The organism is Tsukamurella hominis, from assembly GCF_965137015.1.
Taxonomy (GTDB): Bacteria; Actinomycetota; Actinomycetes; order Mycobacteriales; family Mycobacteriaceae; genus Tsukamurella; species Tsukamurella hominis.
The window spans coordinates 74,892-101,598 of record NZ_CBCRZG010000007.1; the positions used below are offsets into that span (position 1 = coordinate 74,892).

29 protein-coding genes are annotated in these 26,707 nt (G+C 71.0%); 15 read left to right on the forward strand and 14 right to left on the reverse strand.

Going from position 1 to position 26,707, the window contains the following annotated elements:
* The gene (locus ACM9LD_RS11540; RefSeq protein ID WP_415676794.1) at positions 1 to 501 is read right to left on the reverse strand and encodes an LppP/LprE family lipoprotein; all 501 of its coding nucleotides are present in this window, start codon (positions 499 to 501) and stop codon (positions 1 to 3) included.
* 112 nt (positions 502 to 613) lie between these two features.
* Between ACM9LD_RS11540 and ACM9LD_RS11545 the strand changes: the two genes are divergently transcribed.
* Entirely contained in the window at positions 614 to 1,609 is a 996-nt protein-coding gene (locus tag ACM9LD_RS11545; protein WP_415676795.1) for a glutathione S-transferase family protein, read from the forward strand.
* Between the two features lie 37 nt (positions 1,610 to 1,646).
* Positions 1,647 to 2,636, forward strand: a complete 990-nt coding sequence (locus ACM9LD_RS11550) for a hypothetical protein (protein WP_415676796.1) — start codon at positions 1,647 to 1,649, stop codon at positions 2,634 to 2,636.
* Between the two features lie 16 nt (positions 2,637 to 2,652).
* Here the strand turns inward: ACM9LD_RS11550 and ACM9LD_RS11555 are convergent, their stop codons facing one another.
* Positions 2,653 to 3,885: an HNH endonuclease gene (locus ACM9LD_RS11555; protein WP_415676797.1), complete on the reverse strand. Its 1,233-nt coding sequence runs from the start codon at positions 3,883 to 3,885 to the stop codon at positions 2,653 to 2,655.
* A 46-nt stretch (positions 3,886 to 3,931) separates the two neighbouring features.
* Positions 3,932 to 5,041, reverse strand: coding sequence for an alkene reductase (locus ACM9LD_RS11560; protein ID WP_415676798.1), 1,110 nt, complete (start codon positions 5,039 to 5,041; stop codon positions 3,932 to 3,934).
* A 41-nt stretch (positions 5,042 to 5,082) separates the two neighbouring features.
* Between ACM9LD_RS11560 and ACM9LD_RS11565 the strand changes: the two genes are divergently transcribed.
* Entirely contained in the window at positions 5,083 to 5,472 is a 390-nt protein-coding gene (locus ACM9LD_RS11565) for a MerR family transcriptional regulator (protein ID WP_415676799.1), read from the forward strand.
* Here ACM9LD_RS11565 and ACM9LD_RS11570 read toward each other — a convergent pair.
* Together ACM9LD_RS11570 and ACM9LD_RS11575 are read right to left on the reverse strand one after the other, a co-directional pair.
* Positions 5,438 to 6,232: an alpha/beta fold hydrolase gene (locus tag ACM9LD_RS11570; RefSeq protein ID WP_415676800.1), complete on the reverse strand. Its 795-nt coding sequence runs from the start codon at positions 6,230 to 6,232 to the stop codon at positions 5,438 to 5,440. The two genes, ACM9LD_RS11565 and ACM9LD_RS11570, sit on opposite strands and share 35 nt — an antisense overlap.
* The gene (locus ACM9LD_RS11575; RefSeq protein ID WP_415676801.1) at positions 6,229 to 7,053 is read right to left on the reverse strand and encodes an aminoglycoside phosphotransferase family protein; all 825 of its coding nucleotides are present in this window, start codon (positions 7,051 to 7,053) and stop codon (positions 6,229 to 6,231) included. Before ACM9LD_RS11575 ends, ACM9LD_RS11570 begins: the two co-directional genes overlap by 4 nt.
* Positions 7,054 to 7,150: 97 nt before the next feature.
* On the opposite strand from ACM9LD_RS11575, the gene ACM9LD_RS11580 reads away from it, so the two are divergent.
* A complete protein-coding gene (locus tag ACM9LD_RS11580; protein ID WP_415676802.1) occupies positions 7,151 to 7,573 on the forward strand; it encodes a nitroreductase/quinone reductase family protein in 423 nt (140 codons plus the stop codon).
* Positions 7,574 to 7,585: 12 nt separating this feature from the next.
* Here the strand turns inward: ACM9LD_RS11580 and ACM9LD_RS11585 are convergent, their stop codons facing one another.
* Complete coding sequence (locus ACM9LD_RS11585) at positions 7,586 to 9,064, reverse strand: MFS transporter (protein ID WP_415676803.1); 1,479 nt, start codon at positions 9,062 to 9,064, stop codon at positions 7,586 to 7,588.
* Between the two features lie 106 nt (positions 9,065 to 9,170).
* On the opposite strand from ACM9LD_RS11585, the gene ACM9LD_RS11590 reads away from it, so the two are divergent.
* Both ACM9LD_RS11590 and ACM9LD_RS11595 read left to right on the forward strand, forming a co-directional pair.
* Positions 9,171 to 9,833 (forward strand): TetR/AcrR family transcriptional regulator, encoded by a 663-nt coding sequence (locus ACM9LD_RS11590; protein ID WP_415676804.1) that lies wholly within the window; start codon positions 9,171 to 9,173, stop codon positions 9,831 to 9,833.
* Between the two features lie 63 nt (positions 9,834 to 9,896).
* Entirely contained in the window at positions 9,897 to 11,687 is a 1,791-nt protein-coding gene (locus tag ACM9LD_RS11595; protein WP_415676805.1) for a phosphocholine-specific phospholipase C, read from the forward strand.
* Here ACM9LD_RS11595 and ACM9LD_RS11600 read toward each other — a convergent pair.
* The 3 genes from ACM9LD_RS11600 to ACM9LD_RS11610 form a co-directional block, all read right to left on the reverse strand.
* Positions 11,662 to 12,642, reverse strand: coding sequence for a MerR family transcriptional regulator (locus ACM9LD_RS11600; RefSeq protein WP_415676806.1), 981 nt, complete (start codon positions 12,640 to 12,642; stop codon positions 11,662 to 11,664). The two genes, ACM9LD_RS11595 and ACM9LD_RS11600, sit on opposite strands and share 26 nt — an antisense overlap.
* 19 nt (positions 12,643 to 12,661) lie before the next feature.
* Positions 12,662 to 13,294, reverse strand: coding sequence for a HEAT repeat domain-containing protein (locus tag ACM9LD_RS11605; protein WP_415676807.1), 633 nt, complete (start codon positions 13,292 to 13,294; stop codon positions 12,662 to 12,664).
* Between the two features lie 81 nt (positions 13,295 to 13,375).
* Positions 13,376 to 13,561 (reverse strand): YegP family protein, encoded by a 186-nt coding sequence (locus tag ACM9LD_RS11610; RefSeq protein ID WP_224650862.1) that lies wholly within the window; start codon positions 13,559 to 13,561, stop codon positions 13,376 to 13,378.
* A gap of 193 nt (positions 13,562 to 13,754) precedes the next feature.
* Here ACM9LD_RS11610 and ACM9LD_RS11615 point away from each other — a divergent pair, with 193 nt between their 5' ends.
* The 5 genes from ACM9LD_RS11615 (at position 13,755) to ACM9LD_RS11635 (ending at position 20,022) form a co-directional block, all read left to right on the forward strand.
* The gene (locus ACM9LD_RS11615) at positions 13,755 to 14,930 is read left to right on the forward strand and encodes an SPFH domain-containing protein (protein WP_415676808.1); all 1,176 of its coding nucleotides are present in this window, start codon (positions 13,755 to 13,757) and stop codon (positions 14,928 to 14,930) included.
* 2 nt (positions 14,931 to 14,932) lie between these two features.
* Complete coding sequence (locus tag ACM9LD_RS11620) at positions 14,933 to 16,201, forward strand: TFIIB-type zinc ribbon-containing protein (protein WP_415676809.1); 1,269 nt, start codon at positions 14,933 to 14,935, stop codon at positions 16,199 to 16,201.
* Between the two features lie 26 nt (positions 16,202 to 16,227).
* Positions 16,228 to 16,662, forward strand: coding sequence for a hypothetical protein (locus ACM9LD_RS11625; RefSeq protein ID WP_415676810.1), 435 nt, complete (start codon positions 16,228 to 16,230; stop codon positions 16,660 to 16,662).
* 68 nt (positions 16,663 to 16,730) lie between these two features.
* The gene (gene polA, locus ACM9LD_RS11630; RefSeq protein ID WP_415676898.1) at positions 16,731 to 19,406 is read left to right on the forward strand and encodes a DNA polymerase I; all 2,676 of its coding nucleotides are present in this window, start codon (positions 16,731 to 16,733) and stop codon (positions 19,404 to 19,406) included.
* A gap of 28 nt (positions 19,407 to 19,434) precedes the next feature.
* Positions 19,435 to 20,022: a hypothetical protein gene (locus tag ACM9LD_RS11635; protein ID WP_415676811.1), complete on the forward strand. Its 588-nt coding sequence runs from the start codon at positions 19,435 to 19,437 to the stop codon at positions 20,020 to 20,022.
* A 40-nt stretch (positions 20,023 to 20,062) separates the two neighbouring features.
* Here the strand turns inward: ACM9LD_RS11635 and ACM9LD_RS11640 are convergent, their stop codons facing one another.
* Complete coding sequence (locus ACM9LD_RS11640) at positions 20,063 to 20,698, reverse strand: isochorismatase family protein (protein ID WP_415676812.1); 636 nt, start codon at positions 20,696 to 20,698, stop codon at positions 20,063 to 20,065.
* 116 nt (positions 20,699 to 20,814) lie between these two features.
* Between ACM9LD_RS11640 and ACM9LD_RS11645 the strand changes: the two genes are divergently transcribed.
* The 4 genes from ACM9LD_RS11645 (at position 20,815) to ACM9LD_RS11660 (ending at position 24,350) form a co-directional block, all read left to right on the forward strand.
* Positions 20,815 to 21,780, forward strand: a complete 966-nt coding sequence (locus ACM9LD_RS11645) for a GlxA family transcriptional regulator (RefSeq protein WP_415676813.1) — start codon at positions 20,815 to 20,817, stop codon at positions 21,778 to 21,780.
* 220 nt (positions 21,781 to 22,000) lie between these two features.
* Positions 22,001 to 23,278 carry a reverse transcriptase family protein gene (locus tag ACM9LD_RS11650; protein WP_415676814.1) on the forward strand — a complete coding sequence of 426 codons (1,278 nt, stop codon included), beginning with the start codon at positions 22,001 to 22,003 and terminating at the stop codon, positions 23,276 to 23,278.
* Positions 23,279 to 23,305: 27 nt separating this feature from the next.
* Positions 23,306 to 23,914, forward strand: coding sequence for an HAD family hydrolase (locus ACM9LD_RS11655; protein WP_415676815.1), 609 nt, complete (start codon positions 23,306 to 23,308; stop codon positions 23,912 to 23,914).
* Between the two features lie 91 nt (positions 23,915 to 24,005).
* Positions 24,006 to 24,350, forward strand: a complete 345-nt coding sequence (locus tag ACM9LD_RS11660; RefSeq protein ID WP_415676816.1) for a helix-turn-helix domain-containing protein — start codon at positions 24,006 to 24,008, stop codon at positions 24,348 to 24,350.
* Between the two features lie 11 nt (positions 24,351 to 24,361).
* Here the strand turns inward: ACM9LD_RS11660 and ACM9LD_RS11665 are convergent, their stop codons facing one another.
* From ACM9LD_RS11665 to ACM9LD_RS11680, 4 genes are all read right to left on the reverse strand, one after another.
* A complete protein-coding gene (locus tag ACM9LD_RS11665) occupies positions 24,362 to 24,760 on the reverse strand; it encodes a hemophore-related protein (protein ID WP_415676817.1) in 399 nt (132 codons plus the stop codon).
* Between the two features lie 40 nt (positions 24,761 to 24,800).
* Entirely contained in the window at positions 24,801 to 25,154 is a 354-nt protein-coding gene (locus tag ACM9LD_RS11670; protein WP_415676818.1) for a hemophore-related protein, read from the reverse strand.
* Positions 25,155 to 25,272: 118 nt separating this feature from the next.
* On the reverse strand, positions 25,273 to 25,713 hold the full coding sequence (locus ACM9LD_RS11675; protein WP_415676819.1) for a hypothetical protein: 441 nt from the start codon (positions 25,711 to 25,713) through the stop codon (positions 25,273 to 25,275).
* Positions 25,714 to 25,844: 131 nt separating this feature from the next.
* Positions 25,845 to 26,630 carry a class I SAM-dependent methyltransferase gene (locus ACM9LD_RS11680; RefSeq protein ID WP_415676899.1) on the reverse strand — a complete coding sequence of 262 codons (786 nt, stop codon included), beginning with the start codon at positions 26,628 to 26,630 and terminating at the stop codon, positions 25,845 to 25,847.
* Positions 26,631 to 26,707 lie beyond the last annotated feature (77 nt).

The window sequence follows — 26,707 nt, forward strand, 5'->3', positions numbered from 1 at the left end:
TCAGTCCGCGACCTGCGGCGGGATCGGATCCAGCGGCTGCGGGGTGTCCTGCGGCATCGTCTGGAACCGGACGTCGGCCGATCCCGACGGTGCGGCGTTGGGATCGTTCGGGGCCAGCCACTTGAACCGGATGGTGATCTGACCGGGCCCGTTGCTGCCGACGACCGAGGTGAAGGCGTCGCCCTTCGGCGTCGGGGTGCCGGCGAACTTCTTGTGGTCGAAGAGCAGGATCTGCACGGGCGAGCTCCCCGTGCCGCGGTCGGTGTCGAGGCGCACCCAGTTCAGGGTGCAGTCCACGGAGCCGCCCATCGCCGTGACCTTCCACGGGACCCCGGGCATCGGCGGCGCGATCGTGCGGATCGCGCTGTCGATCCGGTCCTGGGGGAGCTCGGGGCAGGAGACCGGAGCGGCTCCGGCGGTCCCGGCCCCGGCGGCGACCGACGCGACGCCGGTCGCGGCCGCCGCAGCGGAGAGGGCGAGTGCGATCAGAGGCTTGCGCATGGCTTCGTTCCTTCCAGTACGGGAGGTCGACGCGGGCTCCATCGACGGGCAATGCTTGTATCGGGTAACGATCACTCGACGTTACCCCGCGGGCGTCACTAACCTTGATGCCATGAGCGAGGAACAGGGCAGCTACGTCACCGAGAACCAGCCGTACGAGCGCGACACCCGGTACATCGAGACCCGCATCACCCGCGACGGGCGCGACGGCTATCCCGTGGAGCCGGGCCGGTACCGGCTGGTCGCCTCCTACGCCTGCCCGTGGGCCACCCGCACCATCATCGTGCGGCGGCTGCTGGGCCTCGAGGACGCCATCTCCCTCGGCATCGCCGGCCCCACCCACGACAAGCGGTCGTGGACCTTCGACCTCGACCCCGGCGGCCTCGATCCCGTCCTGCAGATCCCGCGCCTGCAGGACGCCTACTTCGCGCGCGTCCCCGACTACCCGAAGGGCATCACGGTGCCCGCGATCGTCGACGTGCCGACGGGTGCCGTCGTCACGAACGACTTCCCGCAGATCACGATCGACTTCTCGCTCGAGTGGACGGATTTCCACCGTCCCGGCGCGCCGCAGCTCTACCCGGAGGACCTGCGCGGTGAGATCGACGAGGTGAACAAGCTGGTCTACCGCGACGTCAACAACGGTGTGTACCGCTGCGGCTTCGCGGGCTCGCAGGAGTCCTACGACGCCGCGTACGACCAGCTCTTCTCCCGGCTCGACTGGCTCTCCGAGCGCCTCGCCACGCAGCGGTACCTGGTGGGCGACACCATTACCGAGGCCGACGTGCGGCTGTTCACCACGCTGGCCCGGTTCGATCCGGTGTACCACGGCCACTTCAAGTGCAACCGGGAGAAGCTCAGCGAGATGCCGGTGCTGTGGGCCTACGCGCGGGACCTGTTCCAGACCCCGGGGTTCGGCGACTCCACGCACTTCGACCACATCAAGCGGCACTACTACGAGGTGCACCGCGACATCAACCCGTCGGGCATCGTTCCGAAGGGTCCGGACCTGCGGAACTGGTTCAGTCCGCACGGCCGGGAGAAGCTGGGCGGCAGCCCCTTCGGCGCCGGGACCGCGCCCGCGCCGCTACCGATCCCCGCCGGCTGAGACCATGACGGAGTGGATCGAGGTCCTCAAGGAACTGGTGGACGGCCCGAGCGTCCCTGTGCACGGGATCGTGCGTACCCGGAACGCGGAGGCGCTCGGGCGGACCGAGACCGTCGGGTTCATCGGCGCCCCGCCGATGTGGGTCGGCACCGGCGGCGACGACGTCCGGGTGTGGCGCGACGGCAGTCGGGTGCGGGTGGAAGGGCCCGACGGTTCGCCGCTGCACCTCTGCGACGGAACCACCGCCTGGCAGTTCGGTGAGGAGCGGGAGCCGCCGGAGTACGCCGCCGCCGGTCGCGTCTACTACGGCGGCCCGGGAGCGGAGCTGTTGGTATCGCGGAGTGCTCAGGACTGGTTGAACGGCGACGACTTCACGCAGCCGACGGGGCCTGTCAGTGACATCGAATTCCTCGGGAGGGACTGCTGGGCCGTCGAACTGGCGCCGCCCCCGCACAAGCCGGCTCCGATCCAGATCGTCGTTGACCGCGAGTCGGGCGCGGTGTTGCATCAGGGGAACGCGGAGTTCGACGTTTCGGTCGAGTTCATCTCGATCGAGGTCGGCGGGCATATCGACGATGCACTATTCACCTGGAGCGGCGTCGCGGTCTCCATGGATGAGCGCCGCGCGGCCGAATCCCTTGCGGCGCGTGCGGAGTACCAGCAATCGCAGGCCGACCGCCTGTCCAGGCTCGAGTCCGACCTGGGCGTGCGGTCGTTCACGGTGCAGGTTCCGGTCGACCTCGTGATCACAGACGTCGACGAGCTCGGTGAGGACGGCAGCTTCGCAGTGAGGGTTCGATCCGATGCGGCTCCTCACGCGGACGGCTACCTGCGTCGGCGCGCGCACCAACCTGGGCGATGGAACATCGACAGCACTGACCGACCCATCCATCACTGGACGGCGGCCGGTTTCGACTGGGCGCTGTGGTTCTACGGCTTCGCCATCGCCCCTGAGGTCCTCGACCAGGTTCAGCAGCATCTCCATCCGGGACAGTCCGCGACGGACTCCTTCATCGAGACCCGGTGACTTCCAGCGTGCCCCCTCAGGCCGCCTGTTTCGGGACGGTGGATCGGTGGACATGTCCTGTCGGGGTTCGGGTTTCGACGGTGTGCCGACCGGATTCGTCGTCAATGGTTGCGCTGCGCCAGCCGGGGGCTTCCTTGGCGTAGTTGCACGCCGCGCACAGGCCCTGCCCGTTCTCGAAACTCGTGGCTCCGCCTTTCGCGTGGGGGGTGACGTGGTCGGTGTGCGCTATGGGTGCGTCGCAGTAGGGGGTGCGGCAGTACCGATCCCGCAAGCGAATGATCTCTGCCAGCCCGTCGGGGAACAGGCGCTGCCGGGAGTCCATCGCCACCACCGCACCCGTCTCCGGTGCGACGAACAACCTGCGCACCCAGGCCACCTCCTTGCTAGCGGCCTTCCCGATCAGGTTGCGGGCGATCTCCGCCGGCATGCTCCCGCCACCGTCGAGGTGCGCGGCGCCCGGCTCATCGCCGATGAGAATCTGGGCGGAAATGGTGAGGTTCACGGTGACGGGTTGGCCGTCGGCCGCGTCGCGGCCGGTCACGCGGGCGAACGCGGTGTCGGCCATGATCTGCAGTCGGCTCCGCAGTTCCTGATCGCGCCCCACCAGCCCGTCGGCGTGTTTGCGCAGCGCCGCGTACGCGCCGACTCCTTGCGCCATCGGCAGCAGCAACGACAGGCGGGCCATGCCCTCCGGCAGGGGCCGCAGGGTGACGGTGCGGTCCTTCTCCGCCGCCGCAATCCGGTCCACTGTGGCCTGTGCATCGAGCCGGTACGCGACCTGCTGCACCTTCCCCGCCAACTGTTTGAGTCCCAACCCCGCCAGCACTGCCCGATCCGCGCAGAGCTCCTCGTCGGCGCGTCGCCGGTCGGCGATGTCCAGATGCGACAGGCCTGCCAGGAGGGTGGGGATGGCTTCCGGGGAGAGGTCACCGTCGTACAGCCGGGCGCGGGTGTGCGGCATGTACCTCTCCAACTCCACCGCCCGAGCCAGGAATCGGCCTGCGGTGTGCGGGGATATGTGCAATGCCAATGCGACCTCGCCGGCGACGCCCTGCTGCCACCGGTCCTGCGGCACCCCCGCCGCGACGCGTTCGCAGACGCGTTGCCGCAGCAGGTCCGCCGCCAGCGCATACTGTTCGACCGCCAACCGGCAGCGCTGGATTTCACTCGAACGCAACCGATCCACCACGTCCGCTCCAACCGTGCTATCGGGAGGCTGATCCTGCTCTACGGCAGTGTTTTCGTCCATACCAGAACGCTACTCGGGCCCACCGACAAGTTTTCGAGGGAGAAAACTATATCGAATGTACGTTCTGAACGTCACCGACTGCCGCGGAGGACGCGCGCGGCGCACGGTAGTCGCTGTAGCCCTCCGCCGTGCGACCGTAGAGCACGTCCTCGCGGATCGCCGACAACGGCAGGGAGCGCCGGATCCGCTCCACGAGGTCGGGGTTCGCGATGAACGCGCGGCCGAAGGAGACCAGGTCGGCACCGTCGGCCAGGGCCCGCTCGGCGGCGGGCGCCGACGTGGGCGCACGGTTCTCGCCCACGTTCGCGATGACGGTGCCGTCGAAGCGCGGTCGCAGGTCCGCCAGGGCGGGGTAGTCGTCGTTGTCGGTCAGGTGCAGGTACATCAGGCCGCGGCGGCTCAGCTCGTCGACGAGGCCGCGGTACAGCTCGGCGGGATCCCGCTCCACCATGGAGAACTGCGGGTTTCCGGGCGAGAGCCGGATCGCCGTGCGCGCGGCGCCGACGGCGTCGGATACGGCGTCCACCACTTGGAGGGCGAAGCGCATCCGGTTCGTGACCGGTCCGCCGTAGCGGTCGTCGCGCAGGTTCGTGTTGCCCGCGAGGAACTGGTGGATCAGGTAACTGTTGGCGCCGTGCAGCTCCACCCCGTCGAAGCCTGCCGACACGGCCCGACGAGCGGAGGCCGCGTACTGCGCGACCGTGGCCTCGATCTCGGCGTTCGACATCGCTGCGGGGCGGGGCCAGGCAGCCTTGGAACCGTCGAGCAGGTGCAGCACGTCGCCGTCGGGCACCGCCGACGGGCCCGCGGGCACCGAACCGTCGATCCGGGCGGCGGGGTGACCCTTGCGCCCGCCGTGCATGAGTTGCGCGACGATGCGGCCGCCCTCGGCGTGCACGGCGTCGACGACCCGGGCCCACGCGCGCTCGTGACGGTCCGTCGCGAGCCCGGGCACCCGGGCTTCGCTCTGCCCGGAGGAGTGGGGCCACATGCCCTCGGTGATGATCAGGCCCGCGCCGGCCCGCTGGCGGTAGTAGTCGGCGACGTCCGCGGTCGGGGAGCCGTCGGGCTCGGACCGCAGGCGCGTCATCGGCGCCATGACGATGCGATTCGGGAGGTCGAGGGTTCGGCTGTGGTACGGCGTGAGGAGTGACATGTCCGTACGCTAGAACCTGACACTGATGTGAGGGGCAAGCGATGCGGATCGGCGAACTCGCGGAGCGCACCGGGGTGAGCGTGCGCTCGCTGCGGTACTACGAGGAGAAGGGGCTGCTCGCGTCGACGCGGACGGTGGCCGGGCAACGCGTCTATCCCGAGCGGGCCGTCGACCGGGTTGTGCGCATCCAGGAGCTGTTCGCGGCCGGCCTCGCGAGCGGCGTGATCGCTCAGCTGCTGCCGTGCATCCACGACGAGGACGGGTCGCCGAACGCGACCGCGACGCCCTGGCTCGCCGCCACGCTGCGCGCGGAGCGCGACCGGATCGACGAGGGCATTCGCGACCTGCAGCGGGCGCGGGAGGTGCTCGACGAGGTGATCGACACCGCCGGCGCCGTCACCGATCCCCGTGTCGCCGCAGGAAATCGATGACCACCTCGGCGGTCCGCTCGGGCTCCTGCTCCGCCGGGTAGTGGCCGGACTCCTCCAGCACCACGCTGCGGACGTCGGACGCCACCGGCCGCAGGCCCTCCGCGACGGCGGCGCCCATCGCGAACCGTCCACCGATCGCCAGGACCGGCGTTCGGATGGGGTCCGTGCGGAACTCGTCGACGTCGGCGAGATCGTCCGCCCGCGTGCGGTAGTGCGCGAGCCCCGCGACGTGGACGTCGGTGGGGCGGTACGCATCGACGTACGCGTCCAGGACCGCAGGATCGAGTCCGGCAGGTCCTGCGCTCTCGCGAAGGAAGGCGCCGTAGAAGGCGTCCTCCCGCCCGGGGACGAGGCTCTCGGCGAGTCCCGGTGCCCGGTTGAACGCGCCGTGCCAATCCGGATAGTGCTCGCTCCCCGGCGACGGGACCGCCACGTCGATCCCGGGCAGGACCTCCTCCTCGACGATGAGCGCGGCGACGGTCTCGGGTGCCGCGGCCGCGAGGTGCACGGCGACGGTGCCGCCCCAGTCGTGGCCGATCACCGCGCACCGTGCGATCCCGTCCGCGGCGAGCCGATCGCGCACCCGCGCCGCCAGCGCACTCTTCCGGAAGTCGCAGGTGCCGTCGTTGCGGGTTCCGAGGCCGGGCAGCGTGATCGCGAGGGGTTCGAACTCGGCGTCCCTAAGCCGCGGGGCCAGGTGTTGCCAATGCAGGTCGGTGACGGGCCAGCCGTGCAACAGGACGACCGGGAGACCGGTCACGACGTCGCCCCCGCGAGGTGCGCGGCGGCGAGATCCGCGACCGCGAAGTCCCGCTCCCGCTCCTCGGTCTCGCCGTCCTCGGCGAACCACGCGGCCGACAGCCCCGCGAAGGCGAGCACCCACCGCAGCAGGCGCTCGCGCGGCAGGCCGGACTCGGCGACGATCACGTCGAGTTGCCGGGCGAAGCGGACCGGATCCGCCGCGGTCGGCAGGTCCGGGTTGGTCAACAGGTTGGCGTAGTCGTAGCCGCGCTCGCCGACGACGCACTTCGGGTCGATCGCGAGCCAGCCGCGATCGCCGAAGTCGAGCACGTTGTCGTGGTGCACGTCGCCGTGCAGGACCACCTCGTCGCGCGGGTCCGCGAGGAGTGCCTGCGCCGCGACCCAGGACCGGGCGTACCGCGGGTCTTCGCCGCGGACCTCCGCGAGCGAGGCGAACCAGTCCCGCAGGGGGACCAGCTCGGTCGCCGGAGCCCCGGGGCGCGGCCGGTGCAAGTGTTCGACGGTGCCGCACAGGATCCGGGTCGCCTCGTCGTCCCGGCCGTCGAGTGCCATCGCCATGAGGTCGCCGGTGCCCGTCGCGCGTTCCATGAGCACGGTGTCGCCCTCGTGCGCGAAGACCTCGGCGGCCCCGTCGCCGCCCCACCAGCGGAGCACTGCGGCGCCGGCGCGCTCCTCGGTGGTGTTGGCGCGCTTGAGCATCGCGGCACGGCCCCGCCACCGCACGGGCAGCAGGTCGCTGCCGGGCGTGGCGAAGGACGCACCGTCGGGGGAGAGGTCCCAGAGTTCGAGGGTCTCGCGCCACGCATCGAGTGGTTGCACAGCATCCGACCGTACTGGGGCGCATGATGGTCCGATGAGCGACGGCACGGATCGGCCCTCGGTGGCGATGGCGCGGGTACGGGCGCATGATGAAGCCGTGAGCGATTTCAATCAGGGCATCATCGACGAGTTCCGCGCCAACAACGGCACCGTGACCGCCATGGGCTTCGGCCGGGCCCTCGCGCTCGTGCACAGCACGGGCGCCAAATCCGGCGAGCCGCGGGTGAACCCGCTGGCCGCGATTCACGACGACGAGGGCTGGCTACTGCCGGCTTCCGCGGGCGGCTCGCCGAAGAACCCTGCCTGGTACCACAACCTCAAGGCCCATCCGGATATCGAGATCGAGTACCCGAACGACGAGGGCGGGATCTCCACGGCGCAGGTCACCGCCACGGAGCTGATCGGAGCCGCGCGCGACGAGGCGTGGGCCCGGTTCGTCGCGCGGTCGAGCGGTTTCGCCGAGTACGAGCAGGCGGCGCAGGGGCGCGTGATCCCGGTCTTCAGGCTGACTCCGCGCTGATCCCGCGTCGGCTCAGGCGTGCACCGGCTCGGGCGCGGGCGTCCGGTCGCGCATCACGATGAAGGCGGCGATCGCCGTCGCGACGAGGATCGCGCTGGAGACGCCGACGGTCGTGGTGACCGCGTCGACCCAGGCCGATCGGGCGGCGTCGGCGAGCGCGGCACCGTCGGGCCCCGCGATCCCGTCCGCGCGCGAGAGGGTGTCGCCGAGTGTGCGTGCCATCCCGTCGTGTCGGGTGAAGACCGCCGTCGCGACGGACCCGAGCACCGCGAGTCCCAGGGCCGTGCCGAGTTCGAAGCTCATCTCCGACATCGCGGAGGCCTGGCCCGCCCGCTCCCGCGGGGCGGCGTCGAGGGCGACCGCCGAGACGAACGTGAACAGCGTGCCGTAGCCGACGCCGGCGACGACGGTCCCGAGCACGTACATCCACGCAGGACCGTCGGTGCCGAGCCCCACCAGCACGAGCTGGCCCGCGGCCGAGAACAGGAGCGCGGCGACGAACGTGCTGCGCCGGCCGAGGTACTGCTCGATCCAGGGCGCGCGCATGGAGAAGTACGCCACGACGGCGGCCGCGGGCAGGCCGAGAAGGGCCGCCGCGAGCACGTCGAAGCCGACGACCGACTGGAGGTAGATGCCGGTGAGGTAGGACATCGAGCTCAGTGTCGAGACCGCGAGGATGGTGCCGGCGATGGCCATCGCGAAGTACCGGTTGCGGAACAGGTCGAACGGGATCAGGGGGTGGTCCGTGCGGCGCTGCTGCACGATGAACGCGACGAGCACGACCGCGCCCGCGGCACCGACGGCGAGGGTGGTGCCGTCCAGGCCGTGCCCGGCCGCCGCCTTCACCGCGTAGACCAGGGGGAAGATCGCGGCCATCGAGAGCGCGACACCCACGAGGTCGAACCGCGCGGCCGTGTCGCTGCGGAACTCGGGGATCAGCAGGGGGCCGGCCACGAGGAACGCCAGGAACACCGGTGCGTTGATGAGGAAGACCGAGCCCCACCAGAAGTGGTGCAGCAGCACGCCGCCGATGACCGGGCCGACCGCCATGCCGAAGGAGAACGCCGCCGTCCACACGCCGATCGCGACGCCCCGGGCCTTCGGATCGCGGAAGATGTTGGCGATGAGGGCGAGGCTGGCGGGCAGAAGGGTCGCGCCGCCGACGCCCATGAGGGCGCGGGCGGCGATGAGCAGCGCCGGGGACGGCGCGAAGGCGGCGATCACGGAGGCGACGCCGAACAGGCCGGCGCCCCAGGTCATGAGGCGGCGGCGCCCCCAGCGGTCGCCGAGGTTGCCCATCGTGATGAGCAGGCCGGCAAGCATGAACGGGTAGATGTCCAGGATCCACAGCTGCTCGGCCGACGTCGGATGCAGGGCGGCGGTGAGGTGGGGCATCGCCAGGTACAGCACCGACGCGTCCATCGAGACCAGGAACACCGGCAGGAGCAGCGCGGCGAGACCGGCCCAGGCGCGGCGCGGGGTGGTGGACACGAAGAACTCCTCGAAACGTTTCTCGACGGCGCGTACGGCGTACGCAGCATGGCTGGGTACACTGTACGCAGCATCGTCGATCCCGGTCAACGGAGAAAGGGCGCTGGTGTCCGAGACCACTCTGACCCGCGAGGCCATCGTGGCCGAGGCCGTCCGCCTCGCCGATGAGGGCGGCCTCGAGAAGGTCTCCATGCGTCGCATCGCGGACGCGCTCGGCGCGGGCGCCATGTCGCTGTACCGCCACGTGCCCGACAAGGACACCCTGGTCCGCGACATGGCCGCGGCCGTGGGCGCGGAGTACCTGTACCCGCCGGAGCTGATCGGCGACCCGGACTGGCGCATGCGCACGCACGTCGCCGCCGAGGCCGACATGCGGCTCTACCTGCACCACCCGTGGGTGCTGCTGGCGCACTCGATGCCGCGCGCAGCCATGGCGCCGTCGGCAGTCTCGTGTTTCCACTGGCTCGTCGAAGCCTTCACGCACCTGACCGGGGCGGTCGCCGACTCCGCCGAGCTCACCCTGCACGTCTGGAACCACGTGCAGGGCGCGGGTATCGGCGCCGTCGGCCGCCTGCTGCTGGCCCCGGGCTCCTCGCTCGAGGGCGCGGGCTTCGTCGCCGACCTGGCGGACAACCCGCTCATCGAGGGCCTGCCGCTGCTCAAGGAGCTGGTGGAGGTGGACCGCCCCGACCTGTGCGCGGCGATGCCGCTGCTGCACGCCGGCGTCGACGCGCTGTGCACGGGCTTCGCGGAGCGCTACCGGCGCTGAACCGTCGACGCCCGTTCAGGGCGGCGCCACCGTCGATTCAACCGGATCGGTCAGCGTGAAGTCGTGAGCACTGCGAATCGACGGACCTTCCTCAGGGGAGCCCTCACCGGCGGTATCGTCGCGGGCATGGGCCTGCTCCCGTCGTCGCTGACCGAGGCGCTGGCGCAGCCCGCCCCGTCGGGCGGGCTCGACGGCCTCGAGCACGTGATCTTCCTGATGCAGGAGAACCGCTCCTTCGACCACTACTACGGCGCGCTCCGCGGCGTGCGCGGCTTCGCCGACCCCGCCGCGATCCGCCTGCGCTCCGGGCACGACGTCTTCCTCCAGCCCACCCGTTCGGGGTTGACGGTGCCTCCCTTCCCGGTCCGGGGCGCGGCGGACCGCCAGCGCATGGATGCCGAGAACATCGACGCCCTCGACCACACGTGGAAGGGCGGGCACGCGGCGCTCGCCGACGGCTGGCACGACGGGTGGATCGCCGCGAAGACCGATTCGACGATGGCCTACTACGACCGCGCGGACATCCCGTTCCACTACGCCCTCGCCGACACCTTCACGATCTGCGACCACTACTACTGCAGCTCGCCGACCTCCACCTCGCCCAACCGCAACTTCTTCTTCTCCGGCACCACCGGCTACGAACCCGGAACCGGGGAGCGCGCGGTCGAGAACACCGCCTACGACCGCGGCCACCCGGGCTACGACTGGCCGTGCATCGGCGAGATCCTGCAGCGGGCGGCGATCTCCTGGCAGGTGTATCAGGAGTGGGACAACTTCACGGACAACAACATCGAGTTCTTCCGCCGCTTCAAGACGGTCTCGAAGGCCGTCTTCTCCGACTTCGGCACCGAGATCGACGACTTCTACCAGGGCCTTCGGCGCCTGCCCGCCGACGAGGCGCATCGTCGGTCCGGGGAGGTGGACGCGCGGGCCAGGACGTTGGGAGCCGAGGACCGCGACCTGTTCTTCCGCGGACTGCGCCGCACGGCCACCGGCACGCTCACCGACCGGATCGGCGCCGACATCGCCGCGGGCACCCTGCCGACGGTCAGCTACGTCGTGGCCTCCGAGCGGGAATCGGAGCACCCCAGCGGCTCCTCGCCGCGGGCGTCGGCGAATCTGGTGCACCGCATCCTCGACGCGCTCGGGCGCAACCCCGAAGTGTGGCGGAAGACGGCGCTGTTCCTGCTCTACGACGAGAACGACGGCTACTTCGACCACGTCCCGCCGCCGCGACCGCCCCGCGACCGACGCGACGAATGGGTCGGCGACCTACCGCTCGGACTGGGCGACCGCGTGCCCATGACGATCGTCTCGCCCTGGACCGTCGGCGGGTACGTGGCCTCGGAGACCTTCGACCACACCTCCACGCTGCGCTTCCTCGAGCGCTGGCTCGGCATCTCCGTCCCGGCGATCTCCACCTGGCGGCGCACCGTCTGCGGTGATCTCAGCAGCGCCTTCGACTTCCGTACGCCGCAGGCGCTCCCGGCGCGGTCGCGTCCGCAGTCGGTGGGGTCGCTCAGCCCGCGCTGGAAGCCGCACGCACCGGCGGTCGGTCGGCGCCCCGGCCAGGAGCCGGGCGAGCGCCCCGCACGGCCCGTGCCCTACGTGCCCGGGGCCACCGCGAGTCCCGGGCCCGACGGTGTCCGCGTCCGCCTGACCAACACGGGGATGCGGTCCGCGCACTTCACCGTCTTCCCGTACCACGCACCGGATTCCGTGCCGCTGCACGCCGACGTGCTCGGCGAACAGGACCTGATGGTGCCCGCGCCGGATGGGCGTTACGACCTGCTGGTGCTCGGGCCCGCGGGCGAACACTGGGAATTCGTCAGCGAGCCGTCCGTCGCAGGATGAACGCGGCGGTGCCCGCGATCCGCGCGTCGTCGTCGCCGGCGAGGGCGCGTAGGGACTCCTCCGCGCCGGCCGTGGGGATCTCCGCGAGCGCCTGCACGGCCCGCTGACGCACCGGGTATTCGCCCGAATCCCGCGCGAGCGCCGCGAGTTCGGCGCTGATCGTCTCCCCGTCGGGGTCGGCGGCCGCGATCGCCCCGAGCGCCTCCGCCGCGTCGACGTCCTTCTCGCCGTCCCGCACCATCCGCAGCAACTGCGGTACGGCCGCGGCGTCGCCGCGGCCGCCCAGGGCGACGGCGGCGACCACGCGTACCGCACCGTCGACGTGGTCGAGTGCGGCCCGCAACGCCTCGTCCTGGCCCGGAACCTCCGAGAGGGCCAGGACGGCGCGGTGCCGCACGGCCGGATCGAGGGATCCGAGCGCATCGACGAGGGGAGCGAGATCCTCCCGATCGGCCTCCGCGAGCGCCCAGCGCAGGGCGCCCGCCACGTTGGTGCTCTCCTCCTTGAGCAGCGCCTCGGCCAGCGCGGCGGCGGGGACCCGACCCGTGAGCGCGGCGCTCTGTCGCGCGGCGGGCGCGGCGCTGGCGAGCCGGGAGAGCAGGCCCACGATCCCGAGGACCTGCTCCCAGTCGACCGGTCCGGCGGCGGCGACCTGCTGGAGCCGCTCCAGCAGCTCCGTCTCCAGCCGGATGCGCTCCCGGCTCCGCGCGATCATGTCCGCCACCAGCCGGTCCGGCGCGAAGGAGGGGTCGTCGAGTGCCTGCCCGATCTCCTTGAGCGACAACCCGAGCGAGCGCAGGCTCTCCACGTGGAAGATCCGCCGGATGTCGTCGTCGGAGTACTCCCGGTACCCCGACGACGAGCGATGCGACGGCCGGACGAGGCCCAGCGCGTCGTAGTGCCGCAGCATCCGCGCGCTGACGCCCGAGCGCCGCGCCACCTCGCCGATCTGCATTGCCCGTCCGTCCCGTCGGTCATTCCGGGCGGCCGAGGGCCGCCACACGTTGCGCCTCGTGCACCGAGCCCACGAATCCGGAATCCGGGTCCTCGAGCAGCTGCAGGGTCTGCGCCACGTGATCCCGCGCCGCGTCCGTCGTCGCGGGGGCGTCATCGAGGGCGGCGACGCCCTCGTCGCCGAGCGCGAGGATCGCCCTGCTCAGGCTGCGGCGGGTCTCCGCGCCGCCGCGCCCCAGCTGCCCGACCAGGGCGCTGGCGGCGGACCGTCGGGCCTCTGCGTCCGGGGCCAGCGCCCCGGCCGTGCGCCATGCCGCCTTCGCGACCTCGTCGTCCGTGTCGCCCGCGAGGGCCAGGACCTCACCGAACGCGGCCGCGGACTCGGCGCCGACGATCTTCGACAGCGAGTGCAGCGCCTGGCTCCGGGCCTGCGCGACCGGGGAGGCGAGCTCCGCGCGGAGCAGCGGGACCGTCGACCCGGCGGGCAGTCGGGTCAGCGCCCAGGTGAGCATGTCGCGGACGAAGAAGTCGGGCTCGACCGCGCAGCGCGCGACGAGCGCCGCGGCGTCGACGCTCCCGGGGGAGGTCCCGGCGTCGAGGGCCGCGCGCAGGCGGATCGAGGCGTTCTGATGGTCGAGCAGGGTCCGGGCCATGGCGGCCACCTCCTTGAATCGTCGGTGGCTCGATTCCAGACCCTGTCACGATGTCAAGGTCAAGCGCCGCACGTCAGCGGCTCACTCCTTGTCGACGTCGACCACCTTCGCGCCCTCGGCGGCACGCGCGACCGCGGCCGCACCGTCGTGGGCGCCCTTGCGCGAGGCGTAGGCCTGGCCCGAGGCCACGACCTCTCCGTTGCCTGCCTTGAGCCGGAAGCGGAACTTGCCGGCGTTGTCCTCGTACACCTCGAACTTGCCTGCCATCTGGAGCGCCTTTCTCGTGGTGATCCCCGTCGTCGGGGCCGGGTGCAGCGTATGACGTCGCCCACGGGAATGTGAGGCGAAGCGTTCGACACGCCGGATGAGGATCGCCCCGATCCGAACCGGCATCAGCGAGCGCTCAGCCGAAGCCAAGGCGCGTCGCTATCGTGGAATTCGAACGGCAACGACGACAGGGGTGGCAGCGCAGATGGGGATCATGGACCGGGTCCGAGGCGAACTCGTCGACATCATCGAGTGGTTGGAGGACAACCGCTCGACGATGGCGTGGCGGTTCCCGCGCTACAACAACGAGATCAAGAACGGCGCGCAGCTCATCGTGCGCGAGGGCCAGGAGGCGCTGTTCGTCTACCGCGGGCAGCTCGCCGACCGGTACGGCCCCGGCAACTACCAGCTGGTCTCCGAGAACATGCCGGTCATGTCCACGCTGCAGGGCTGGCCGCACGGCTTCAAGAGCCCGTTCCGCAGCGAGGTCTACTTCGTCAACACCCGGCCCATCACCGACCTGCGGTGGGGCACCGCGAACCCGATCACCATCCGGGACCAGGACTTCGGCATGGTCCAGGTGCGCGCCAACGGTCTCTGCGTCGTGCGCGTGGTCGACTCGCCGACCTTCCTGCGCCAGGTGATCGGCACCGACTCCAACGTCGACTCGGACGAGATCGCCGAGCTGCTGCGCCGCACCATCACCACGGCGTTCTCCGAGATGCTCATCGAGACCGGGGTGGGCGCGATCGACCTGCAGGCCCGACAGCGGGAGCTCGCCGCGAAGCTGCAGGAGTACGTGCAGTCGAAGATCAACCAGCAGTACGGGCTCGCGTGCGAGGCCATCGAGCTGAACATCTCCCTGCCCGACGAGATCACGCAGGCCATGACCCGCGGCGTCGCCCGCGGCGTGGAGGAGAAGGGCTACTACGGCAATGTCGGCGACATGAACCGCTTCCAGCAGGGCCGCGCCGCCGACGCGATGCTCGGCGCCGCCACCAACGAGGGCGGGGGCGGGGCGGGCGACTTCCTCGGCGCCGGCATGGGGATGGCGATGGGGCAGCAGTTCGCCCAGAACTTCCAGAATCAGCAGGCACCCGCGCAGGGCGCGCAGCAGGGTGCGGCGCAGCAGGCGCCGGGCGCTGCACAGCTCGGCCCGCCGCCGTTGCCGAACGCGCAGGTCTTCCACGTGGAGCAGAACGGTCAGCCGGTCGGCCCGTTCCCGGTGGAGCAGCTCCGCGCCATGAACCTCACCCCGCAGACGCTCGTCTGGTCGCCCGCGCTCACCGGCTGGACCCCGGCCGGGCAGGTTCCCGCCCTGGCGTCGCTGTTCGGGCAGACGCCGCCGCCCCTGCCGCCCCGGGCGTAGCCATGACGACGCCGCCCCCGCTGCCCGGCCACCCCGGGCGGCCACCGGAGCAGCCGCGCCCGCCGCAGCCGCCGGGCGGGCCCCGGCCGTCACAGCCCCCGCGACCCGCCGCGCCGGCGGCCCCGCGGCCCCAACAACTCGTGCCCGGCGTCCCGTCGGCCAACGACCGCGAGATGCTGCAGGTGACCGAGCAGACCCGGACGTACCCGTGCGGGAACTGCGGTGACGCCCTGGTCTACGACCCCGCGATCGGGAAGCTGCGGTCCCCGAGCTGCGGCAGTACCTATCCCGTCCTGCTCGACACCTCCAAGGCGCTCGTGCCACATCCGCTGGGGCCCACCATGAACGCGCTCTACGCGCGCGCGGCGTCGGCGGAGCAGGTGCGGGTCGTCGACCACGAGGTCGTGTGCCAGAACTGCGGCGGCCACACGCTGTTCAGCGGCACCCTCACGGCCGTGCGGTGTCCCTACTGCAACACCCCGATCCAGCGCACCGACGTCCAGGTGGCCCCGGCTCGGCTGCCCGTCGACGGGATCCTGCCGCTGCGGGTCGGCGAGGACCAGGCGCGGCAGAACATCGAATCCTGGGTCAACAGTCGCTGGTTCGCGCCGCGCGAGTTCAAGAAGTACCGGGTACTCGGTTCGTTCACCAGCGTCTACCTCTCGTACTACAGCTACGACGCCGAGGTGACCACCGACTACTCGGGAGCGCGGGGCGTGCACCGCACCCGCCGCGACCGCGACGGCAACATCGAGACCTACACCGACTGGTGGCCGGTGAGCGGGCGGGTCCACGACAGCATCCGGCAGCTCGCCGAGTCCGCCAACACGGGACTCGACTCCGACCGGGTCCGCGATCTCGAGCCCTGGCCCACCGAGCAGTCCGTCGTCTACACGCCGGAGTTCGTGGCGGGTCACCTGGCGCGCACCTACGACGGTGACGCGGCGCAGGTCTTCGAGGCGCAGGCCCGGCCGCGGATCGAGGGCATCGTCGAGCACACCGTGCGGCGCGACATCGGCGGCGACGAGCAGCGGATCAGCCGGATGAACCCGGTGTACCAGTCGATCGACTTCCTCTACCTGCTGATGCCGGTGTGGCTGCTGACCGTCACCTTCGGAGGCAAGCCCTTCCAGGTCTTCGTCAACGGCGTGACCGGCGAAGTGCAAGGTCAGCGGCCGTGGAGCGCGATCAAGATCGCCTTCGCCATCACCCTCGGCTTGCTGCTCGTCGGGCTGGCGGTGTACCTGTACATGCAGGCCCGCGGCGGGTAGCCGCCGCGGCGGCGAGGAGGAACGTCATGTCGTGGATCATCGTTGCGGTGCTCGCGGTCGTCGTGCTGGCCGTGCTCGCGGCCACCGGTTTCGCGATCGCGCTGGTGCGCAACAGTCGCCGGCAGCAGCGGGCCGAGGCCGCCATGCCGTTCCCCTCGCGCGCCCCGCTGTCCTGGTCCGGCTCGCACGTCCCCGAGGCGCGCCTTCACCGCCGCATCCGGAAGGCGCTGCGCGCCTTCGAGCAGCCCGCGGGCGTGCTGTCCGCGGCGCAGTTGGACGCGCAGGTGACGCTCACCGTCGCCGCCCAGGAGCTCGACGACCGGCTCGTGGCGATCGCCGCGTTGCCCGAATCCGAGAAGGCCCCGGCGGTCGAGGCGGCCACCGCGGACGTCACCGAGCTGGAGCGACGCATCGCCGAGACGGTCGTCGTGCGGCCGCAGCTGCCGCCGACGACGACCTGACGAAAGCTGTCGGGGGCGATCACTAGACTGCCGGTGTGACTTCAGCGAACTCCTCGACCAAGCCCACGATGCTGCTGATCGACGGGCACTCGATGGCGTTCCGCGCCTTCTTCGCGCTCCCGCTCGACGGTGGCCGTTTCCGCACCAAGTCCGGGCAGCCCACCAACGCCGTGTACGGCTTCACGTCGATGCTGATCAAGCTCCTCAAGGAGGAGGCGCCCGGCTATGTCGCCGCGGCGTTCGACGTTTCCCGGCAGACCTTCCGCGCCGAGATGTTCCCCGAGTACAAGGCGCAGCGCAGCTCCGCCCCGGACGACTTCCGCGGCCAGGTTGACGTGGTGAAGGACGTCCTCGGCGCGATGGGCATCCCCACCATGGCGCAGGAGGGCTACGAGGCGGACGACATCATCGCCACGATGACCACCCAGGCCCAGGAGCAGGGCTTCAAGGTGCTCATCGTGACGGGCGACCGCGACGCGCTCCAGCTGGTGAACGAGGACGTCACCGTCCTCTACCCGCGCAAGGGCGTCTCGGACCTCACCCGGTTCACTCCCGAGGAGGTGGAGGCGAAGTACGGCCTGACTCCGGCTCAGTACCCGGACTACGCGGCGCTGCGCGGCGATCCGTCGGACAACCTCCCCGGCATCCCGGGCGTCGGCGAGAAGACGGCCGCCAAGTGGATCCGCGAGTACGGGAACCTCGAGGGCCTGGTCACCAACGTCGACAAAGTCAAGGGCAAGGTCGGGGACTCGCTGCGCGAGAACCTCGCGACCGTGCAGCTCAACCGGCAAATCACCGAGATGGTGCGGGACATGACGCTGCCCTACGCGCCGGAGGACCTGGCGCTGCAGCCGTGGAACCGCGAGGCCATCCACCAGCTCTTCGACGACCTCGAGTTCCGGGTGCTGCGTGAGCGCATCTTCACCGAGCTCGCCAGTACGGAGCCGGAGGCCGACGAGGGCTTCGAGATCTCCGGCGGCATCGTCGCGGCCGGCACCGTCGCCGAGTGGCTGGCGGAGCACGGCGCCTCGGGCGCGCGGTCCGGGCTCGGTGTCATCGGCCCGGAGGTCGTGGTCGACGGTGACGCGGAGGCCGTCGTCATCGCCGCCCCCGACGGCGAGGGCGGCTACATCGAGCTCTCCTCGCTGACGCCGGACGACGAGGCGGCGCTCGGCGCCTGGCTCGCGGACGAGGCTCAGCCCAAGGCCGCGCACGAGGCCAAGTGGGCGATGCACGCCCTCGGCAGCCGCGGCTGGACGCTCGGCGGCCTCACCTCGGACACCGCGATCGCGGCGTACCTGGTGCGCCCCGGCCAGCGCACCTTCAACCTGGACGACCTCTCCGTGCGGTACCTGCACCGCGAGCTGCGCGTCGAGGCGGCGGGCGATGATTCGCAGCTCTCGCTCCTCGACGATCCGGACGATTCGGCGGGCGAGAAGGCGCAGCAGGCGATCCTGCGGGCCCGCGCCGTCGCCGACCTGGCGGACGCGCTCGACGGCGAGCTCGACAACATCGAGTCGCGCCCGTTGCTCGCCGAGATGGAGCTGCCGCTTCTCCGCGTGCTCGACGTGATGGAATCCACCGGCATCGCGGTGGACACCGAGCACCTCGAGTCGTTGCACAGCGAGTTCAGCGAGCGGATCCGCGCCGCCGAGGCATCGGCGTTCGAGGAGATCGGGGAGCAGATCAACCTCGGCTCGCCGAAGCAGTTGCAGGTGATCCTCTTCGAGAAGCTCGGCCTGCCGAAGACGAAGAAGACCAAGACCGGTTACACCACCGATGCTGCGGCGCTCGAGGCGCTGTACGAGAAGGAGCCGCACCCGTTCCTGCAGCACCTGCTGGAGCACCGCGACGCGACGCGGCTCAAGGTCACCGTCGAGGGCCTGCTCAAGACGGTCGCCTCGGACGGCAGGATCCACTCGACGTTCAACCAGACGGTGGCGGCCACCGGCCGGCTCTCGTCGACCGATCCGAACCTGCAGAACATCCCCGTGCGCACCGAGGCAGGCCGGCAGATCCGGCACGCCTTCGTCGCGGGCGAGGGCTACGAGACGCTGATGACGGCCGACTACAGCCAGATCGAGATGCGCATCATGGCGCACCTCTCCGGCGACGAGGGCCTCATCGAGGCCTTCAACACCGGCGAGGACCTGCACAACTTCGTCGGCTCCAAGGCTTTCGGCGTCCCGATCGACGAGGTAACTCCAGACATGCGCCGTCGCGTCAAGGCGATGTCCTACGGCCTCGCCTACGGGCTCTCGGCCTTCGGCCTCGCCGCGCAGCTGAAGATCTCGCGCGACGAGGCGAAGGACCAGATGGAGGCGTACTTCGCCCGCTTCGGCGGCGTGCGCGACTACCTCCAGGACGTCGTCACGGAGGCCACCCGCAACGAGTACACGGAGACCATCTACGGCCGCCGCCGGTACCTGCCGGACCTCACGTCGACCAACCGGATGCGCCGCGAGGCCGCCGAGCGGATGGCGCTCAACGCTCCCATCCAGGGCAGCGCCGCCGACATCATCAAGGTGGCGATGATCCGCCTGCAGGAGAAGATCACCGCCGCCGGCCTGCGCTCGCGGATGCTGCTGCAGGTGCACGACGAGCTCGTCCTCGAGGTGGCAGCGGGCGAGCGGGAGCAGCTCGAAGCGCTGGTCCGCGACACGATGGGCGGTGCCGCGGAGCTGTCCGTGCCGCTGGAGGTCTCCGTCGGCTACGGCCGCAGCTGGGACGATGCTGCACACTAGTCATTCGAGTGTGTGACAGTATGGATTGATGTACGCCGATCCCTGGTGGAAGAACCGGCGCGTCAGCCGTGGCACTGTCGTCACGGGCCTCGCGCTCTGGGGCGTCTCGATGCTGCACTCGTTCCTGCGGCTGAACCTGTGGATCCTCGACCTGGTGATCGTGCCGATCGCGTGGATCTGTTTCGTGCTCGGGTTCGTCCTGGTGCTGACCGGATTCATCAGGGGAGGCGCTGCAGGCCTTGTCGGTGTCGTCATCGTTCCGGTCATGGTCGCCGTGACCGCTGTGATCGGGGCGTGGTGGTGGATCGCGCCGCAGACGTGGTTCTCGGTGCACAGGGGGCTGTACGAGCAGGCACGCACCGTCGACATCGGTGACGATTACTACGGGTACCTCCCGGTCCACCTTCGGTTCCTCACCGAGCGCGGGCTCGTCTCGAAGAGCGGAAACGACGGCACGATCTTCTTCCCGCAGTGGACGGGGATCCCGGACGACGCGGGCGGCTACTTCTACAGCCCGTCGGGGAGTCCGAAGGGGCGGGACATGTACGGGATGGGCTGCACTGCTCCGGTGTCTCTGGGCGACGACTGGTGGATGTGCGGGATGCGCTCCTGGTGACGCGCGGGGCGGCTGGGCCACCGCCCCGCGGCGCCGGCGGTCAGTGGTCGGCGCGTCCCTGCACGGCGGAGGAGCCGAGGTCGCTCTTCTCCAGTGGGCGTCCCGCCGCGAGGGCGTCGATCCACGCGTCGGTGTCGGCGACCGCCGCCCAGTTCGAGTGGAGCAGCACCATGAGCGTCTCGTGGACCTGCTGCGCTGAGGCGCTGCCGGCGGCGTTCGCGAGGTTGATCGCGCCGGTGGCGTCCGAGAGCACCTCGACGGCGAGGCCCGCGGGTTCCGCCCCGGCCGCGGTCGCCAGGACGCAGTTGTTGGTCATGTAGCCGACGAGGGTCAGCGTGTCGATGGCGTTGTCCCGGAACCATTCCGGCAGACCGTCGGCAGTGAAGACGCTCGATCCCTGCTTGACGACGTGCGCGGCCACCGCATCGCTGCGGGCGGCGACGTCCGGGTGCAAGCGGGTCTCCTCGGCGCCCTCCGCGAAGACGGGCGAACCCGCCGGCCAGACGTGCGCGACGGTCACGACCGGAACGCCTGCATCGCGCGCGGCGTCCATCGCGGCGAGCACCCGCTTGAGGGACTCGTCACGGGGCGGGTACGCCACGGCCAGCGGGCGGTCGTCGTCGAAATACTCGTTCTGCACGTCGATGACGATGAGGGCGCGACGGGGTGCGGTCATGGGATCTGCTCCTGTGCATGGGAATCGGATGCGAGAGCGGGTGATGCTGTTCCGCTCGAGTTCCATACTCGCTCCGCGCCGCGGGGTACCGTGAGTGGCAGAATTACTCATCTTCGATGGATTCAGGACAATCGCTGTTGCAGATCGCAGTCCACGCCTTCGACGGCATCTCGATGTTCCACCTGTCCACGCCCCTGATCGCGTTCGGTGAGGTGGGCCGTCTGGGGCTCGCCTCCGACTGGGACACCGACATCTGGAGCACGGGCGGAGGGCCCGTCCACGGGCTCGACGGCGTCACCATCGCCACCGCGGACCGGGCGGCAGCGCGTGCCGCCGACCTCCTCGTCTTCCCCTCCTGGCCGACCGATCTGCCGGAGCCCTCCGCAGACCTGCTCGACGAGATCCGCATCGCGCACGCCCGTGGCGCGATGATCGCGGGCCTCTGCCTCGGCGCCTTTCCGGTCGTCGCCTCGGGCGTCCTCGACGGCCGCACCGCGACCACCCACTGGGCCTCGGAGACCGCTCTCGCGCAGCGGTACCCGGCGGTCACCGTGCGGGCGGAGGGCCTGTACGTGGATCACGGCGACGTCCTCACCTCGGCGGGAACCGCCTCGGCCCTGGACGCGTGCCTGCACGTGGTGCGGACGAGGCTCGGGTCGACGGCGGCGACGGCCCTGGCCCGGTACCTGGTGATCGCACCGCACCGCGACGGCGACCAGGCCCAGTACATCGAACGCCCGGTGCCCGCCGCGGGCGAAGGGCCCATCGGGATCGCGACGTCCTGGGCGCTGGCGAACCTCGATGCCCCGCTCACGGTCGACGACCTCGCGGCGCGGGTGAACATGAGCCCCCGGAACTTCGCGCGCAGGTTCCAGGAGAGCGTGGGTGTGAGCCCCGCCAAGTGGGTCCTCAGCCGCCGCCTGGACGAATCCCGGCGCCTGCTCGAGAACACCGCCTGGAGCATCGATCGGATCGCCCGCGCGAGCGGCTTCGCCAGTACGGTGACGTTCCGGCAGAACTTCGTCCGGCGCTACTCGACCACGCCGACCTCGTACCGGCACCGGTTCACCGAGCAGCTCTGAGCGAGTCCGGACCTGCGCATCGCCACGACCGGGTGTGGCAGTCTGGATCCATGCGACGTCGCTCGGGTGAGGTGGGATCCGCGAGATCCGTCCCAGCGGTAACCGCTGGGCGCACTGCACAGTTACACCCTGCGTCCCACGCCGGCGCGTGCGCTGCGCGCACCACACGGCGCTCCGGGACCTTGTTCCAGGTCACCCGAGCGGCGTTCGCATCCCGCGCATGACGCCGGTCGAGATCGCCCGGCGCCTGCCGCGCGCATGGCGACACGCCATCGCCGATCGCGTCGTCCTCCTCACGGAGGAGATGTGGACCGCGGAGACCCTCGCTGCGCTCGTCAGCGGCGTCGTCCCGGACGAGCTGGTGGCGCCGGTCGTCGAGGCGCTCCTCTCCGGGCACCCGCAACCGCCGCTGCAGGTCGTCGACGGGCAGGTACGTCGACCGACGACGGCACCTCTCGTGGCGGCGCTCGACAGAGTGCGCACCGTCGAGGCCCTGGATTCCGGCGGTCCCATCGACGTGCCCGGGCTCGCGCTGCCCGACGTCGCGTCGGTGGCCCGCATGCTGGACCTGACGATCCCGGAGCTCGAGTGGTTCGCGGACCACGGGCAGTGGCTCCGGCACGCGCGTGCACCGCTACGGCACTACCGGGTTCGCCGGATCGTCAAGCCCGCCGGGGGAGTCCGCGTGATCGAGGCGCCGAAGCCGCGGCTGGCCGAGGCACAGCGACGGATCCTGCGCCGGGTGCTCGACCCCGCGGGGGCGCATCCCGCCGCGCGCGGCTTCCGGCCCGGCGGGTCGGTCCTCGCCTACGCCTCGCCCCACGTCGGCAGTTCTTCGGTGGTCCGGCTCGACCTCCGCGACTGCTTCTCGACGGTTGAGGTTCCCCGCGTTCGGAGCGCCTTCCGGCGGTTGGGCTACCCTGCGCCGGTGGCGACGGTTCTGGCCGACCTGTGCACCGTTGCGACGCCCGCCGACGAACTCCGGGGCCTCGACCCGTGGCGGGCGGCGACGCTGCGTTCGCGGCATCTGCCGCAGGGCGCACCGTCCTCACCGGCTCTCGTGAATCTCATCCTGCGCCGCCTCGACGCCCGACTGACCGGCCTGGCCCACGCGCAGGGAGCGCGCTACACCCGGTACGGCGACGACCTCGCCTTCTCCGGCGCACGGGATCCCGCGCTGATCGCGGGCGTGGTGCCGAAGATTGTCGCGGCGGAGGGGCTCTCGGCGAACCCCCGCAAGACCCGGATCATGCGGGCCGGCGCACGGCAGGAACTCGCGGGCATCGTCGTCAACGCCCGCGCCCAGGTCCCTCGGGCGGAGTACGACGACCTGCGCGCGCTGCTGCACAACGCGGCCCGCTACGGCGGCGAGAGCCAGAACCGCGACGGTCATGATGACTTCCGGGCGTTCGTCTACGGCCGGATCGCCTGGGTCGCGCAGGGGAACGAGCAGAGAAGAGACCGCCTCCGCGCGATGGCCGCGCGCGTGCGGTGGTGAGGACGCCGGGGCGTAGCGTTGATCGCTGTGTTCACTATCGGCTTCGACCTCGACCTCACGCTGATCGACTCGCGGCAACGCATCCTCACGGCGGCCCAGCGCGCATTCGCGGATCTCGGGCACACGGTGGCCGACGCGGCGCTCCTGCCGCACATGGGCGTCCCCATCGACGACGTCGCGCGCGAGGTGGTGCCGGGGATCGACGCGGAGCGGTTTCTTCTGCGCTATCGGCGGCACTACGACACCGACGAGGCCACGCCCGTTCCCGTTCTGCCGGGCGCGGAGGAGCTCCTCGCGGCCATCAGGTCGGCGGGCGGCACCGCGGTAGTCGTTTCCGCGAAGCAGCAGGCGGCGGCGGAGCGGGCCGTCGCCGACGCGGGCCTCGATGTGACGGCGGTCGTCGGCGAGCACTTCGGGGAGCGGAAGGGCGAGGCGCTGCGACGGTTCGAGAACGTTCGCGCCTACGTGGGCGACCACGTGGAGGACGCGGCCGCTGCCCGCGCGGCCGGATGCCCCTTCGTCGGAGTCACCACGGGCGAGTTCGACGAGGCGGCCCTCCTGCGTGCCGGCGCGACGCGCACCGTCGGAAACCTCGCGCTGGTCGTCGACCTGCTTCCCGAGCTCGCACCGGCCTGAGCGGCGTGTGACCTGGACATTTCCCCCGAAATTTGATACTGCATAACCTATGGGGCAGACAATCGGGGGAGCATCGGACACCGTATATCCGATGAAGGCGCGGAAGATCGAGTGGAATACCTACGGGGACTCGTTGGCCCGCCGCCTCGTGACGTTGAGGAAGTCGCGGGGGATGTCGCAGGAGAAGCTCGCCGAACTGGCGGGACTGCACCGCAATCAGATCTCCAACATCGAGCGCAACGTGAGCTCGAACGACGGGGTCTCGGACCCCCACATGTCCACGATGTACCGGCTCGCGGCCGCTCTGGACGTGCCGCCGGCGTACCTGATGCCGGACCTCGACCGGCGGGTCGCGGCGCGGTCGCCGGAACAGGCGTCGGCGAAGGCGATCGCGGCGGTCGAGGCGACGCTGCGCTCAGCCCTCGACGAGGGCTGAGCGCCGAGGGGCTACTTGGCCTTCGCGGAACCGCAGGTGCGGTAGGCATCGGCGACTGCGCGCTGGACGTTCGCCTGCTCGCCGGCCAGGCTCATGGCCGAGCCGGTGCCGCGGAAGGCCAGAGCGGCGACGCGGAGCTGGCGGGTCAGCCCGTCCGACGCGGCGATGTCCGCGAACTCCTGCGGTCCGCCGGCGGCCTCCTCGAGGCGCTTGGCCAGGCCGGGGGACGAGCGGTCGATCGCGGCCCGCAGCTGGCCGACCGTGCACGAGGTGCCGGGCACCGCGCGCGCCGCGGCGGCGTTCGGCTTGGGCGCGGGCTTCGGCGTCGGAGCGGCGGCAGCGAGGGGCGCGCCGGCCAGAGCGATCGCGCCCAGGACGGCGGCGGTGGCGGCGGTGCGGCGGAACGTCATGCGAGGGTGCCTTTCGGTGGCGGCGTTCGAGGGGGCGGGATCAGTACTTGTCGCAGGTCGCGATGACCTTGGCGATCTTCGCGTCGATGTCGGCGCGGTTGGCCTTGTAGTAGGAGGCTGCGGCCGGGTTGTCCTTGGTCAGCCGGGCGATGATCGCCTGGCGATCCTCGGGCTTCGCGGTGAGGAGCTCGGTCGCCTGGTCGCGGCCGCCCGGGGTGGCGTCCATGACCGCGATCGCCTCGGGGGCGATGACCTGGGTGGCGCGCTCGACCTGCGCGACGGTGCACTTGGTGCCGGGCACCTTGTCGGTCGGCGCCGCCGACGCGACGGCGGGGACGACGGCGAGGGCTCCGGCGAGGGCTGCGACCGCGGCGGCGATGCGGATGCGGTTCATGACTGTCTCCTGTTCGGGGCGGTGACGACTGCCCCGCGAGACTACCGGTTCGGAATGAACGACGAAAGGACGGCGCCGGGCAAGAACAACCCGGTGCCGTCCGATCGAAACCCCTGTACTAGCTGGTGGTGCAGGTCGCCTTGATCGTCGCGATCTTCTGCTCGACCTGCGTCTTCGTGGGCTTCGTCTTGCCGTCGCGCATCGTCGGGTGCGTCGGCTTCGTCTGGCCGGGGTGCGTCTTCTGCCATTCCGCCCGACGGGCGTCGTGGGCCTTCTTCGCCGCGTCCCGCGCCGCCTTGCGCTGCTCGGGGGTCTTCACGAGCATCTGCTCGAACCGGTCCTTCGCCTTGGCGTTGGAGCTGATGTGCTGCCAGAACTCCGGCGCGACCTTCGCGGTGGCGCGCTCGACCTGGCCGACATTGCACTGGGTGCCGGGGACGGGCGTCGTCGGCGCTACGGGCGCCGCGTTCGCGGCGGCCGGAGCGAGGAGTGCAGCGCCGGACAGCGCGGCGACCGCCGCGGTCGTCGCTGCCAGCCGAGTGCGGGTGAATCGGTTCATGAAACAGGTCTCCTTGTGCTGTGCGGTCGCCAGTCGGACCGCCCGCACACGAGTGGACCCGCTCCCCATGAACGTGAGGCCACGATCGCCTGTGAATCCGCTGGAGACCGGACACAGCGGCACGGACCCGGCTAATGCGGCTTTTCGCAGACGAAGATCGCCGTTCCGGGGAAGATCGCGCCGCGCAGTGGACTCCACTGGCCCCACTCCTGGGTGAACCCCTCGGGCCACTCGGGTTCGATCACGTCCACCAGCCGCAGGCCCGCACCGGTGATCTCGCGGATCCGGTCGCCCATGGTCCGGTGGTGTTCGACGTAGGTCGGGACGCCTGCGTCGTCGGTCTCCACGTACGGCGACCGGTCGAAGTAGGACAGGGTCGCGACGAGGCCGTCCGGCCCCGGGTCGTCGAGGAACATCCAGCGCATCGGGTGGTTGACCGAGAAGGCGAACCGGCCGCCGGGGCGCAGGACGCGGTGCGCTTCCGCCATCACCCGCGCCGAGTCCGCGACGAACGGGATCGCCCCGAAGGCCGAACAGACCACGTCGGCGGCACCGTCGGCGATGGGGAGGTTCTCGGCCCCGGCCTGTGCCAGGAGGGGATTGCCGTCGCGCACGTGGGGGAGCCCGCGGCGGAGCATGCCGGCCGAGATGTCGATCCCGACCACGGTCGCGCCGCGTGCGGCGAGCCAGCGGGCGCAGGGGGCGCTGCCGCAGCCGATCTCCACCGCGACCGTTCCCGGCCCGACGGCGCCGAGGAGTACAGCATCCGATTCGCGCAGGCCCTCCGGGCACCACACGAACTCGCCGTCCGCGGTGTCCACGCCGAGGAAGGCGGCGTGCTCCGCGTGGTAGGCCTCGGCGTCCGAGTCCCACCAGGACCGGTTCGCGGCCTCGGAGCCCGCGCTGTCGCGGCGCATGTCCGGTTTGGGGCGGTGGGACACGGGAGTGAACCTCTCGACGGCGGGTGCGGAGAGGGCGGTTTGCCCAGGTTGCA